The following is a 13,801-nucleotide window of genomic DNA, read 5'->3' as shown; positions in this document are numbered from 1 at the left end:
AAAGGATGTGCGCATGACGCTCCCCACCGATCAGCTCTTCACCAGCCAATGGTACCTGCAGGCCATCGACGTCGTCTGGGGCCAGAATGCCGTCTGGGACGACTATACCGGCGCCGGCGTTCACATCGGCATCTTCGACAACGGCGTCCAGCACAGTCATCCCGATCTCAACGGCAACCACGATTCGACGCGAGATTTCGGCTCGCAGAGCGGGCTGGCGCAGGACCACGGCACGGCGGTGACGGGCATCATCGCGGCCGAGCGCAACGACACCGGCTCGGGCGACGGCATCGTCGGCATCGCCTATGGCGCCACCTATTCCAGCGTGCCGATCTGGGGCAGCTCGACGGTGGAATCGACCAGCGCCCGCACCACGGCGGCGCTGCACATGCGCGACTTCGACGTGGTCAACCACAGCTGGGGCTCCTCGGCCTTCTCGGTGGCCCAGACCGACCCCAACTACCTCGCCGTCGCCAACGGCATCCTCGACGCCGTCACCAACGGCCGCGGCGGGCTCGGCACCGTGGTCGTCGCCGCGGCGAACAACACCCGCGCCGGCCAGGCCTGGGACCATGTCGTCGGCGACGCCAACACCACCGGCCCGACGGCCGAGAGCCGCTTCTCGGTGACGGTGGCGGGCGTCGGGCAGGACGGGTTCGTCGCCGACTATTCCTCCCCCGGCGCGAACATCCTGGTCTCGGCCGCCGCGCAAGGCGCTTGGAGCGGCGGCGAGCCCGGCATCTGGACGACCGACCTCACCGGCACGTCGGGCTTTGCGAGCGGCAACCATGTCGAGACGGTGGGGACCTCCTTTGCCGCGCCCCAGGTCACCGGCATCGTCGCCCTGATGCTCGAAGCCAATCCGAACCTTGGCTATCGCGACGTGCGCGACATCCTCGCCCTGACGGCCCACCACACCGGCTCGGCCATCGCGGTCGGCGCCACGCCGGCGCAGCTCCAGAACGGCGAGCTCGACCCCTGGACCATCAACGCCGCCACCAACTGGAACGGCGGCGGCATGCATTTCTCCAACGACTACGGCTATGGCATGGTCGATGCCAGGGCCGCCGTGCGACTCGCCGAGACCTGGACCGACCAGAGCACGCTCGCCAACGAGGAGCACTGGTCCAGCACGGCCAATCCGAACGTCACCGTGCCCGACGCCAACAGCACCGGCATCTCCTTCAGCTTCACCGTGGGCGGCGACATCGACGTCGAGCAGGTGACGCTCAATCTCGGCATCACCCACACCTATGCCTCGGACCTGGAGATCTACCTGATCTCGCCGTCCGGCACGGAAAGCCGCCTGCTCGACAACAGCGGCGGCAGCCGCGACCTCAACGGCTGGACCTTCACCTCCAACGCGTTCCATGGCGAAGATTCGAACGGCACCTGGACGGTGCGGGTGATCGACAAGGTCGGCGGCGACACCGGCTTCGTCTCCACCGCCCGGCTCGACGTCTACGGCAGCGGCGCCACCAACAACGACACCTATGTCTACACCGACGAGTTCGGCAGCAATGCCGCGATCGCAGGCGACGGCGCCCGCGCCACGCTCCACGACACGTTCGGCATCGACACGATCAACGCTGCGGCGGTGACGAGCAACAGCTTCATCGACCTGTCGCGGAGCGTGACCAGCACCATCGCCGGCCGCTCGCTGACGATCGCCGCCACCATCGAGAATGCCTATGGCGGCGACGGCAGCGACATCCTGCTCGGCAACGGCCTTGCCAACCACCTCTCCGGCGGACGCGGCGAGGATGCCATCGGCGGCGGCGGCGGCAATGACTGGATCGAAGGGGGCGCCGCCTTCGACAGCCTGTCGGGCGAGGCCGGCAACGACACCATCGACGGCGGCGAGGGCGACGACTTCCTCCAGGGGGGCGACGGCAACGACAACCTGGAAGGCGGCGAGGGCGACGACACCGCGCTCGGCGGCAACGGCAACGACACCCTGCACGGCGGGGCCGGGCTCGACACGCTGCGCGGCGGCGCCGGCAACGACCTCTACATTCTCGACGACATCACCGAGATCCTGATCGGCCACGAGATCGCCGACTACTACGACACGGTCGACGAGAAGGCCGGCGAAGGCATCGACACGGTCTGGGTCAGCGCGGCGCCGAGCACGCAGTATATCGGTGGCTACTCGCTCGCCTACCAGCTCGGCGACAACATCGAGAACGGCGCCATCATCGGCCATCGCGACTTCTCGCTGTTCGGCAACGCGCTCGACAACGTCATGTACGGCAACGAGCGCGACAACGAGCTCGACGGCGAGGGCGGCAACGATGTCCTCAACGGCGGCTGGGGCTTCGACATCCTCGACGGCGGCGACGGCGTCGACACCGCGGACTATGCCTACGAGACGCGCTCCGTCCTCGTACACCTCGCCGGCGCCAGCGATGCGACCGTCACCATCGGCGGGGCGGCGGAGGACACGCTCCGCAACATCGAGAACGTGATCGGCGGATCCGGCAACGACGCGCTGTTCGGCGACGGCTTGGCCAACGCATTGACCGGCGGTGCCGGAAACGACGTGCTCGACGGAGGGGGCGGCGCCGACACGCTGAAGGGCGGGACCGGCAACGACGTCTACAGGGTCGACGACGCCCACGACCTCGTCGTCGAGCTGACCAACCAGGGCCTCGACCGGGTGGAATCCTCCATTTCGTGGACGCTCGGGGCGAACGTGGAGGATCTGCTCCTCTCCGGCGGCGCCGACCTCAGGGGCACCGGCAACGCCCTGGCCAACACCATCAAGGGCAATCTCGGCGACAACGTGCTGTCCGGCCTGGACGGAGTCGACGACCTCTACGGCTACGGCGGCGACGACGTCCTGAACGGCGGCGCCAGGGGCGACCACATGGCGGGCGGGGCCGGCAACGACATCTACTACGTCGACAGCGTCGGCGATGTGGTCGACGAGGCCGGCGGCGACGGCATCGACAAGGTCTACTCGTCGATCGGATTCAGCCTGGCCACGAGCAGCCGCGTCGCCGGCGACGTGGAAAACCTCGTCCTCACCGGGACGGCCAATATCAACGGCACGGGCAACGGGCTCGACAATGCCCTCACCGGCAACAGCGGCAACAACATCCTCAACGGCGGAGCCGGCAACGACGCGCTCGCAGGCAATGACGGCAACGACCAGCTTCTGGGCGGAGCCGGCAATGACAGCCTGAACGGCGGCGCCGGCACGGATCAGCTGACCGGCGGCGCCGGTGCCGACCGCCTCACCGGCGGCCTCGGCGCCGACCGCTTCATCTTCTCCGCCATCGGCGACAGCAAGCTGGGGACCGGCAACTACGACACCATCCTCGACTTCAGCCATGCGCAGGCCGACAAGATCGATCTGCACCTCATCGATGCCAAGACCGGGGTCGGCGGCAACCAGATCTTCAGCTTCATCGGCACGGGCGCGTTCAGCCACCATGCCGGGGAGCTGCACTATGCCGTCTCGGCCGGCAACGCCACCGTGTCCGGAGACGTCGACGGCGACGGCGCCGCCGATTTCTCGATCCTGCTGCGCGGCGTGACGTCGCTGCAGGCGGGCGATTTCGTGCTGTGACGGCGCAGGGAGCCTGACCCGGAGGCCGCGCGCTTCGTCGCCGCGGGCCAGGGCGCGTCCGTTCTTCAGCCGCGCCATTTTCCGAACAGGATCGCGTCCAGGGCGAAGGCCCCCGACGAAACCCTGGCCTTCGCGGCGTCCTCGACCGCCGTGATCGCCGGGTCCCCGGGAAATCGATAGGCGCCGATCAGCATGTTGGCCTCGACGCCGTTGACGACCTTGCCGTCATATTGCTGGTCGTTGGGGCACATGCGCGCGTTGTCGCGGGTGACGGTTGCGTAGAACCCGGGCGTCCTGCCGTAGCAGGCATAATATTGCAGCGCCATCTCGATCGATTGCCCGTGATTGCCGCGATAGCGATAGGGATCGAAGCCCGCGGTCCGCAGGAGCTCCGCGGCGTCGATCAGCCGCTCGAGCGTGAACATGGGATAGCCGAACGTCTGCAGGACACCGGCGCGATAGCGATCCTGGACTTCTCCCGGAGCGACGTCCGGCGTCGTGAAGCCCAGCCCGCCGTGCAGTCCGTCCGGGCCGGTGTTGGGGTAGCAAGGCATGGGCTTGTCGCCGACGCCGTAGATCGCGCCGTCGAACAGCCTCAGCCACGGCATGATGACGGGGATGCCGCGGTCATTGCCGTAGAGGACCGCATCGAATCGGCGCTGGTCGCCGAGCAGGCGCGCGATGGCGAGCAGCGCCGCCGTGCCGTTCGCATCGCCGTTCGTGTAGCGCTGGCATTCGGGCTGCGGCCGCCCGTCGCTCTGGTTGTAGCCCTCGCGGATGAGCTCGAACAACGCGCCGTGCATGGCGTCGAGGCGCGCCTCCTCCGACGCGTCGAGGGCGTGGATGGCCTGGAGCAGGTCCTCCGCGTGCACGGAATAGACCACGCCCCGGCCGAGCTGCAGCGGCAGGGCCCAGCCGGCATATGGCACGATATGGCCGGCGGAATCGCAGGAGAGCGCGGACAGCGGCAGGAAGCGCCCGTCGCGGTCGCGCGGGAAGCCGTGAACGGCCCAGGCGAGCAGGATCCGCTTCGCCAGCGCCGCCGCCCGATCGGAGCCGGGTGAGCCCCGAGGCGCGACGGCCCCGTTCTCGACCAGGGCCGCGTAGAGCGCCAGCCGGGACGCCACCACGGCGCCCCCGGCGGGCGCCTCGGTCGCAGGGGCGAGCTTCAGGGCGGCATGCGTCTCGGCATCGTGGCCGTCCTGCGGCTCGTAGGAGAAGGCATAGAGATAGGGCTCGATGGAGCAGCCGGCATAGGTTGCGTCCCAGTCCCGAGCCGATGTCAGGTCGCGCGCGACCTGGCCGGCGAGCTGCTCGAACCGCTGCGCCGAATAGCTTCCGGGGCGATCGACCCGTGCCGCCAGGTCCTTCAGCTCGGCCGGCGTGGTGAACACGCGCGGGTGCACGGGGCTCGCGGCATAGGCGCCCGGCAAAGGCGGGACGGTGGCGCTGCGAAACGGCATCGACGGCACGCCGAGATCGCGCAAAGGCTCGCCCGACCCGCCGATCGCGTCATTCGGCACGCCTGCGACGATGCGGATGCCATGGACGTCGTAGAGATCGCGCGCGGTGTCGCCGAACGGCAGGGCCACCAGGAAGCGATGCTTGCCGCCCGCCCCGTCATGGCAGGCCCGCTCGACCGCGGGCTCGCTGTCGAAATTCGCATGGCTGGCGGTGACGAACACCTTTCGCGTCGGTGCGCCGGCCGCGGCGGCATAGATGTGGATGTCGATCGAGTCGGTGCGGCCCTGCTGGCAGGCCCAGCCTGACAGGAAGACCTGCTCGCCGTCCCGGCTGATGCCGTCGATGCGGCCGACGATCCGCCCCGCCGGCTCCCCGGCATGCCCGATCGTCACGTCGGCCGCCAACGGCACGGACAGGCATCCGAGCGCAAGAGCGAGGCAGACCCAGCGGCGCATCCCACCGCGCTCGGCGGTTCCTCGGATCTCGGTCGGGAGGCCGCCGGCCGGCTCGGATCTCGGTTCCATGAGGTCGGATGCTCCGGCGCGATTCTCGCAGCGATCCCCCGCCTCACGGCACGTTCACCATGCGCCGAAACCGCCGCCGATCCCATGCGGCAACGCGCCCCGGAACATCCGCGGCGGCTCGCGCGGGCCTATCGTGATCGGCGGCTTCCCGCGCGATCGGCTCTCCCGAGCCTCGCTACCCCCTCGCACGACAGCCGTCGAGGAAGAGCCGGATGGCCGCCTCGGTGCGCCGGTGCTTTTCGTCGGCAGTCTGAGGGGTGCCGAGCAGAGCCCGCCCCCTGGCGCCCTGCACGACCAGCGTGACGAACAGCTCGGTCGTCAACGCCGCGTCGTCGAAGCGCAGCTCGCCGCGCGCCCGGTAGACGTCGAGCACGCGCGTGACGCTGCCCAGCACGGTGAGCCGCATCTTGTCGGTGAACAGGCGGTTCAGCGCCGGAAAGCGATGGAGCTCGGTGACGATGAGGCGGTAGAGCGCCAGCGCCTCGGGCTGCGTGGCGGCGGCTTCGAGCATCCCGGCGAAGGCCAGCAGCCCCTGCTCCACCGCCGCCGGGCCGACCTCGTAGGCACCGATGAAGGAGAGACGCTGCTCGATCAGCCGCCTCACGGCATCGGTGAACAATTCGCCCTTGTCGCGATAGCGGGCATAGACGAAGCGCTTGGCGACGCCAGCCTCCTCGGCGATCGCTTCCAGGGAGACGCCGTCGAGCCCGTTGGCGATGAAGAGGCGCGCCGCCGCATCGAGCAGCGCCCGGTGCCGCCGCTCCGCTTCCTCCCGCGTCGGCCGTCCGCCCGGGCCGCGGGGGAACGAGGACGGAGGGATGGCGGGGGGTGGTGCGGACATCGGAAACTTTCGAGACGTTTCGCCTTGATTTTGTCAAGAGGCAGCACATATTGCAACGGTATCGATGCGTTGCATTTGGTGCTCCCGTGAGGCGATCGCTCATAGTCTCCATCGTCGCGCTGCTGATCGCAGGCGCGGCGCTGTTCTGGGAGTTCGGGGGCAACGAGGCCGCCCCCGGATGGCAGGGCTATGCCGAGGCCGACTACGTCAAGGTCGGGCCGACGCAGCAGGGCACGCTGGTCGCCCTCTCCGTGGGCCGCGGCGACGAGGTGAAGCAGGGGGACCCGCTCTTCGCCCAGGACGACAGCCAGGACAGCGCCGCCGTCGACCAGGCGCGCCATCAGCTCGACCAGGCCCAGGCCCAGCTCACCAATCTGCAGGCCGGCGGCAAGGAGACCGAGATCAACCAGGCCGAAGCCAACCTCGCCGATGCCATTGCGACGCGCGAGCGGGCGCAGGCCGACCTGCAGCGGGCTGAAACCCTGCTCAAGAGCGGCAACACCACCTTCCAGAACATCGATCAGCTGCGGGCGGCCGCCACCTCCGCCGTGGCGCGGGTCGCGGTGGCCGAGGCTGCGCTGGTCCAGATCAAGGCCCCGATGGGCCGGCCGGGCGAGATCGCCGCCGCGGAGGCAGCCGTGAGCGCCGCCAGGGCCGCCCTGGCGCAGGCGCAGTGGCGGTTCGACCAGCGCCACGTCGCCGCTCCCGTCGGCGGCCGCGTCGCCGACACGCTGGCCCTGCCGGGCGAGACGATGGCGGCGGGAGCGCCCGTCGTCTCGCTGCTGCCGCCGGCCAACATCTTCGTCCGCTTCTTCGTCCCGGAGCCCGATCTCGCCCATCTGCATCGCGGCGACAGCGTGTCGATCCGCTGCGACAATTGCCCGGCCGGCCTGACCGGCACCATCAGCTTCGTGGCGCCGCAGCCGCAATATACCCCGCCGATCATCTACAGCGAATCGACCCGGGCGAAGCTGGTCTACCTCATCGAGGCCCGGCCGCGGCCGGATCAGGCGATGCTGCTCAAGCCCGGCCAACCCGTCGACGTGCACCCCGCGGGCAGCCCGCCGGAACGGGCAGGCCAGCCATGAGCGCGGATGCAGGGCCGTCCCTCGCGATCGACGTCCGCCATCTGCGCAAGAGCTTCGGCGAGCGCAAGGTGGTGGAGGACCTCACCCTGCAGGTCCCCACCGGCGAGATCTGCGGCTTCCTCGGCGCCAACGGCTCGGGCAAGACGACGACGATCCGCATGCTCTGCGGCCTGCTCACGCCGGACGGCGGCGAGGGGACCTGCCTGGGGTTCGACGTCCTGAAGGAGCCGCTGAAGATCCGGCGCCAGGTCGGCTACATGACCCAGCGCTTCAGCTTCTACGAGGATCTCACGGTGGCGGAGAACCTCGAATTCGTCGCCCGGCTTTACGAGATTGCCAATCGTCAGGCCGTCATCGCCGATGTCATGCGGCGCATGGGCATCGCCGACCGGGCCACGCAGCTCGCCGGGCAGCTTTCCGGCGGCTGGAAGCAGCGCCTGGCGCTCTCGGCCTGCATCCTGCACGACCCGAAGCTGCTGCTTCTCGACGAGCCGACGGCCGGCGTCGATGCCAAGGCCCGGCGCGAGTTCTGGGACATGATCCACGACCTGGCGGGACGCGGGCTGACCGTGCTGGTCTCGACCCACTACATGGACGAGGCCGAGCGCTGCCAGCGCATCGTCTATCTCTCGAACGGCCGCATCGTGGTGCAGGGCACGGCGCCGGAGGTGGTCGCCAATGCCGGCCTCATCACCTTCGAGGGCACCGGCCGGGACATCGACCGGGCCTCCCGCCTCCTGCGCCAGACGCCGGGCGTGGAGGCGGCCGCCGTGTTCGGCCGCACGCTCCACGTCGCCGGCTCCGATCGCGAGGCGCTGCGCCGGGCCATCGCCTCGCTGCCGGAGGCGGCCGCCCTTCACTGGGAGGAAGTCGAGCCCAGGCTGGAGGATGTCTTCATCCATCTCCTCAGCCAGTCCGGAGGGTGACGATGCCAGGCTTTTCCTTCGGGCGGTTCATGGCCGTGCTGCGCAAGGAATGGACCCAGATGCGGCGCGATCCCATGACGCTGCGCCTCATCATCGTGCTGCCGCTGATGCAGCTCTTCCTGTTCGGCTACGCCATCAATTCCGATCCCAAGCATCTGCCGACGGGCCTGCTCTCCGCCGACCATTCCCAATATGAGCGCACCCTGGTCGAGGCCCTCAGGAATACCGGCTATTACGACTTCATCCCGATGCGGACGGAGGCGGAGGCCGAGCAGGCCATCGCCCGGGGCGACGTCATCTTCGTGCTCAACATCCCGCCCGATTTCGGCCGGTCGATCGACCGCGGCGAGAGCCCCTCGGTCCTGCTCGACGCCGACGCCACCGATCCCACCGCCATCGGCAATGCCACGGCCGCCCTGTCGTCGCTGGGCTCGATCTTCGATCGCGACCTGCCGCCCAACATGCGCTCGTCCGCGGGCACGCAGCCCTACCAGTTCCAGGTGCATGCCCGCTACAACCCCGAGCAGCTCACCGTGCTGAACATCGTGCCCGGCCTGATCGGCACCGTCCTGGTGTTCTCCACGCTGATCATCACCACGCTCTCCATCACCAAGGAGCGCGAGCGCGGCACGATGGAGAACCTCCTCGCCATGCCGGTGCGGCCGGTGGAGGTGATGCTGGGCAAGATCGTGCCCTATATCGGCATCGGCTATCTGCAGATCATCCTGATCATCTCGATCTCGATCTTCGCCTTCCACCTGCCCGTGCGCGGATCGATCTCGCTGCTCTTCCTGGCGCTGGGCCTGTTCATCGCCTGCAACCTGGCGCTCGGCTTCACCTTCTCCACCATCTCGGCGACGCAGATGCAGGCCCAGCAGATGGCGCAGTTCACGCTGCTGCCCTCGATGATGCTCTCAGGCTTCATGTTTCCCTTCAAGGGCATGCCGGTCTGGGCGCAATGGCTCGGGGAGATCCTGCCTCTCACCCATGCGCTTCGGATCATCCGCGGCGTGCTGCTCAAGGGCAACGGGCTGGCGGAGATCTGGCCGGAGCTGTGGCCCATCGCGGTGTTCGCCCTGTTGACCGGCTTCATCGCCGTGTATTTCTATCGCGAGACCCTGGATTAGCCCGGCGAGGCTCGCTTCGCGAGCCGGTCGAGGCGCGACAGGAACAGCCGGAGGAGCGGCGAGCCGTTCGCCCTGTTGTAGCCGACGACCAGATCGATCGCCGGCCGCTCGCCGGCGAGCGGCCGGCTGGTGACGGCCCAGGGAAGAAAATTCCTGGCATAGTCGGGCAGGAGCGCCACGCCCCTGGTCGAGGCGACGAGCGATATCGCCATCGCCAGGTTGTCCACCCGGTGCGCCTGCGGGATGTCGAGCCCGGAGCGCTGGAGACAATCGTCGATGATGGCCCGGAGCGTCGGTGCCGTGCCCGACATGCCGATGAACGTCTCCCCGACGATATCCCGGAGCGCCACGGCGTCCTGCGACGCCAGGCGGTGATCGCTCGGCAGCACCACGATCAGCGGCTCCGTGAGGACAAGCTTATAGTCGAGGTCCGGCATCCCAGGCTCAGGGCGCATGAACGCCACGTCGAGCCTGCCGTGCAGCAGGGCCTGGGCGAGGTCCGGCGAATGCTGGCTGGAGACGGTCACCTCGATGTTGGGCAGTTCGTCCCGCAGGATGCGCATGGCCTCCGCAAGCCAGTCCACCTCCTGTCCGGTGAGAAAGCCGAGGGCGAGCGTCGGCTTGTCCGGCCGGGCCGCCCGCCGCGCCGCTTCGACGGCGGCCTCGACCTGCGCCAGCGCCAGCCGGGCATGATCGAGGAAGACCCGGCCCGACGGGGTCAGCTCGACGCCGCGCGCGCTGCGCACCAGCAGCGGCGTGCCGACCGCACGCTCGAGGTCCCGGATCTGGCGGCTCAGCGACGGCTGGGCGGTGTGCAGGCGCCGCTCCGCCGCGACCGTGAGGCTGCCCTCCTCGGCGACGGCGACGAAATACCGAAGGTGGCGCAGCTCCACGTCCGGCCTCATGCCTGGGAGATATGCCTGCGAGCCTACAAAGTCTTTTTCAGCCGGACAATCCGCCGCTAAGCTTCTGCGGACACGCTGCTTCCCGACGGTTCCGATGGAGCGCGGCGCCACGCCCGGGAGGTCGTGGATGCCCCGCCCTCGTCGTTTCCGGCAGGGCCGCGGGCCGACCGGCAGGCGGCCGGCCCGGGAAAGGAGCCCCGCCATGGCGAGCAACCTCTTCGACGACCTTCCCGACGTGCTCCGGCAGGTGCGGACGAAGCCGCTCTTCGTGATGCGCCTCGACGTGCGCAGGCTGCAGGTGGTCGGTGCGACGCCGGGCGCCTATCGCCGTGTCGGCGTCGTGCCGGGCGGACTGTTCGAGGGCGAGCGACTGTCCGGCGAGGTGCTGGACGGCGGCAGCGACTGGCAGGCCGTCCGCAGCGACGGCAGCACGACCCTCGATGTCCGGCTGGTGCTGAAGACGACGGACGACGCGCTCATCGGCATGACCTATCGCGGCATCCGCCGGGGGCCGGCCGACGTCATCGCCCGCCTGGAGAAGGGCGAGCCCGTCGATCCCGCCAGCTATTACTTCCGCATCGCGCCGCTCTTCGAGACGGAGGCGCCGCGATACGCCTGGCTGAACGGCGTCATCGCCGTCGGCCTCGGTCATCGCCTCGCCGAAGGTCCGGTCTACAGCGTCTTCGAGGTTTTGTAGCTGCGCCGATGGCCGCGATGCCGCTCCGTGGACGACGGGGGCGGCGCCCCGCCTCAGCCGCCCGCGAAGCGCGCGGATGCGAACGCGTTGAAGCTGTCGACGAGGCCGTGCTCGTTCGGGCCGACATTGGCCCTGAAGGCCTTCGCGCCCTCCACCAGGATCTCGTCGGCATCCGTGCCGAGCACGGCCATGGTCTGCGCGATGAACTGGTCGAGCGGCATGGCCTCCTCGGCCTCGCGGCTGTTCATGAGGTCGGTGCGCACCCAGGGCGGCGCGATCTCGAGCACGCGCACGCCTGTCCCCTTCAGCAGGAAGCGCTGCGACAGCGCATAGGAATGCAGGGCCGCCTTCGTCGCCGAATAGACCGCCGTGGCCGCCATCGGGACGAAGCCCAGGACGGAGCTGGTGTAGGCGATGACGGCGTCGTTCCTGGCCCTGAGGTGCTCGACCAGCGCCGACGTCATGCGGATCGGCCCCACCAGGTTGGTGGTCACGGTGTCGACCAGGAGCTTGTCGTCGATCCGTCCGGCGGCCTGATCCGGCAGCATGATGCCGGCATTGTTGATGAGGACATTGAGATCGGGATGGTCGGCGATCAGCCCGGCGGCAACGGCGTCGATGCTGGCGGGATCGGCAATGTCGAGCTCGACCGCGGCCATGCCGGGGTTGGCGGCGACGACCGCGTCGAGATTGGCGCGCCGGCGGCCGGAGATGATCACGGTGTTGCCGCGCTCGTGCAGTGCCTCGGCGAGGCCGCGGCCGATGCCCGATCCGCCGCCGGTGATGAAGATGGTGTTGCCCGTGAGCTTCATGGCATGTCTCCTGAAGGTCGGTGACGGGACGGTCAGCCCGGAAAGCGGTCGCCGAACATCGGCAACCCGCTCACCGATTGAGCCCTGGTCGCCTCGTCCTGGAGCACGTCCCAATGCTCTGCGAGCTTGCCGTCCTCCATGCGGACGACGTCGGCGGCGACCCAGGCGGCCACCCGGCCATTGCCTGAGAACCGGCCATGCGCAATCACGTGATCGCCCTCGGCGAGGATGAGCTGGTTCTCGTATTTCAGCGTGGCGGGCAGCGTGCGGACCAGGCTGAACAGGCCCTCGCGGCCGGGCGCGATATGGGCGCTGTGCTGGATGTAGCGATCCGACCAGAAGCGCTCGGCAGCGGCATAGTCCCGCCTGTTGAACAGCGTGTCGAAGGCTTCGAGGACGAGCGCCTTGTTCTGTTCCGGTGTGGTCCTGGGCATGGACGGCCCTTTCTCCGGTTGCGTCGGCGGTGGGCGGAAGCCCCGTGCCGGCTCTTGTCGCGAGAGAGAATCGTCCGCGGCCACCCGATGCGGTAGCACCGGATTTCTGCTAGTTTCTATGCATCTTACGCATCAATGGCCGGGCTTGCCTGCCGGTCGCACGCTCCGCCACGCGAGGACGAGAAGGCTCAGGGCGGCATGTCGGACGGCATCCGCTCGAAAGCCGCGACGAGGTGATCGATGGCCGCGCGCGCCGCGGCGCGCGTCGCACGCCCCATCGGGAAATAGGCGTGGACCGGGATGCCTGCCAATGTCCACGCGGGCAGCAGGCGCACGAGGGAGCCGTCCTCCAGCTCGCGCCGGCACGCCCAGCCGCTTGTCGAGGTGATGCCGAAGCCGGCCACGGCCGCGGCAATGGCCCCTTCGTTCTCGTCGGTCGAGAAATGCGGCTCGAGCTTGATCGCGGCGTCCCGGCCGTCCCGCTCGAACCGCCAGGCCGTCGGCACGGCGGCTGCCGAGCCGCCGACGATGCGGTGCCGGACGAGATCCTCGGGCGTCTCCGGCATGCCGCGGCGGGCGAGATAGCCGGGCGAAGCCACCACGACGCGCGGGATCATGGCGATGAGCTTTGCCGTCGCGGTCGAATCGGGCAGACGGCCGAGCCGCAGCGCGACATCGACGGCTCCCTCACGAGATCCTGCCGCCGGTCGGCCAGCTGGATCTGGATATGCAGGTCGGGATACCGGTCCGCAAAGGCGGCGAGACGGGGAATGACGTCACGAATGCCGAAGCTGGTCGGCATGCTCATCCTGACGAGCCCACGCAGCTCGCCGCCCTCGCGAACGCTGTGCTCCGCCTCGTCCAGCGCCGCCAGGATGGGCTCGACGCGGGCCAGGAACTCACTCCCCGCTTCCGTCGGCACGACGGCGCGCGTGGTGCGCGACAGCAGCCTCACGCCGAGCTCGGCCTCGAGATCGGCGACGATGCGGGAGGCCTGGGATTGCGAAAGCCCGCATTCCCGGGCAGCCGCCGAGAAGCTGCCGAGGCGGGCGACCCGCGTGTAGAGACGGAGGGCGAAAGTGTCCTTGATCAAGACCCGCGGCTCCTCCCGGAGCGGACCGGCCCTGCCCGGTCCGCGGCGATTGATGCATCCGATACATGGACACGAACGCAGGCCGCCGGCAAGACGAGCCCGTTCGTGCCGGCACGGCGGGGAGGACGCGAAGGCGGTCGTCACGTACCTCGACGCGATCGATGGCCGCGGCGTCACGCTCCGGGCCGCAATGCCGGGGCAGGTCCTGAACTCGCGGACGCCGTCCCGCACGCCTTCCAATCCGCGATCGCGACGGGCAAGTCATACCCAGCAGGCATGACCATGGACTCACAAAGTCTTTCCGCGGGAAAGGGCG

12 protein-coding genes are annotated in these 13,801 nt (G+C 69.2%); 5 read left to right on the top strand and 7 right to left on the bottom strand.

Features of this window, described 5'->3' with window-relative positions; translation table 11 throughout:
* The first annotated feature begins 13 nt into the window (after positions 1-13).
* Positions 14-3,574, top strand: coding sequence for a S8 family serine peptidase (locus tag QO011_RS25680; RefSeq protein ID WP_307278454.1), 3,561 nt, complete (start codon positions 14-16; stop codon positions 3,572-3,574).
* A gap of 65 nt (positions 3,575-3,639) precedes the next feature.
* Here QO011_RS25680 and QO011_RS25675 read toward each other — a convergent pair whose 3' ends face one another.
* Both QO011_RS25675 and QO011_RS25670 read right to left on the bottom strand, forming a co-directional pair.
* Positions 3,640-5,562, bottom strand: a complete 1,923-nt coding sequence (locus QO011_RS25675) for a hypothetical protein (RefSeq protein WP_307278451.1) — start codon at positions 5,560-5,562, stop codon at positions 3,640-3,642.
* Between the two features lie 175 nt (positions 5,563-5,737).
* Positions 5,738-6,403 (bottom strand): TetR/AcrR family transcriptional regulator, encoded by a 666-nt coding sequence (locus QO011_RS25670; RefSeq protein ID WP_307278448.1) that lies wholly within the window; start codon positions 6,401-6,403, stop codon positions 5,738-5,740.
* An 86-nt stretch (positions 6,404-6,489) separates the two neighbouring features.
* Here QO011_RS25670 and QO011_RS25665 point away from each other — a divergent pair, with 86 nt between their 5' ends.
* The 3 genes from QO011_RS25665 to QO011_RS25655 are packed head-to-tail and all read left to right on the top strand — an operon-like array spanning position 6,490 to position 9,544.
* Positions 6,490-7,491: an HlyD family secretion protein gene (locus tag QO011_RS25665; RefSeq protein WP_307278445.1), complete on the top strand. Its 1,002-nt coding sequence runs from the start codon at positions 6,490-6,492 to the stop codon at positions 7,489-7,491.
* Entirely contained in the window at positions 7,488-8,417 is a 930-nt protein-coding gene (locus QO011_RS25660; RefSeq protein WP_307278441.1) for an ABC transporter ATP-binding protein, read from the top strand. The genes QO011_RS25665 and QO011_RS25660 overlap by 4 nt, the downstream gene beginning before the upstream one ends.
* Positions 8,418-8,419: 2 nt before the next feature.
* Positions 8,420-9,544, top strand: coding sequence for an ABC transporter permease (locus tag QO011_RS25655; protein WP_307278438.1), 1,125 nt, complete (start codon positions 8,420-8,422; stop codon positions 9,542-9,544).
* Here QO011_RS25655 and QO011_RS25650 read toward each other — a convergent pair.
* Positions 9,541-10,437, bottom strand: coding sequence for a LysR family transcriptional regulator (locus tag QO011_RS25650; protein ID WP_307278435.1), 897 nt, complete (start codon positions 10,435-10,437; stop codon positions 9,541-9,543). The genes QO011_RS25655 and QO011_RS25650 overlap by 4 nt on opposite strands.
* A gap of 214 nt (positions 10,438-10,651) precedes the next feature.
* On the opposite strand from QO011_RS25650, the gene QO011_RS25645 reads away from it, so the two are divergent.
* Complete coding sequence (locus QO011_RS25645; protein ID WP_307278432.1) at positions 10,652-11,146, top strand: DUF3237 domain-containing protein; 495 nt, start codon at positions 10,652-10,654, stop codon at positions 11,144-11,146.
* A gap of 53 nt (positions 11,147-11,199) precedes the next feature.
* On the opposite strand, the gene QO011_RS25640 is transcribed toward QO011_RS25645, so the two are convergent.
* The 4 genes from QO011_RS25640 to QO011_RS25625 form a co-directional block, all read right to left on the bottom strand.
* Positions 11,200-11,958, bottom strand: coding sequence for an SDR family oxidoreductase (locus QO011_RS25640; protein WP_307278428.1), 759 nt, complete (start codon positions 11,956-11,958; stop codon positions 11,200-11,202).
* 32 nt (positions 11,959-11,990) lie between these two features.
* Entirely contained in the window at positions 11,991-12,392 is a 402-nt protein-coding gene (locus QO011_RS25635; protein WP_307278423.1) for a nuclear transport factor 2 family protein, read from the bottom strand.
* A gap of 188 nt (positions 12,393-12,580) precedes the next feature.
* On the bottom strand, positions 12,581-13,045 hold the full coding sequence (locus QO011_RS25630; protein ID WP_307279009.1) for a substrate binding domain-containing protein: 465 nt from the start codon (positions 13,043-13,045) through the stop codon (positions 12,581-12,583).
* The gene (locus QO011_RS25625) at positions 13,006-13,629 is read right to left on the bottom strand and encodes a LysR family transcriptional regulator (protein WP_307278420.1); all 624 of its coding nucleotides are present in this window, start codon (positions 13,627-13,629) and stop codon (positions 13,006-13,008) included. Before QO011_RS25625 ends, QO011_RS25630 begins: the two co-directional genes overlap by 40 nt.
* Positions 13,630-13,801 lie beyond the last annotated feature (172 nt).

Source organism: Labrys wisconsinensis (assembly GCF_030814995.1).
Classification (GTDB): Bacteria; Pseudomonadota; Alphaproteobacteria; order Rhizobiales; family Labraceae; genus Labrys; species Labrys wisconsinensis.
This window is presented reverse-complemented; position numbering and strand designations above follow the sequence as displayed.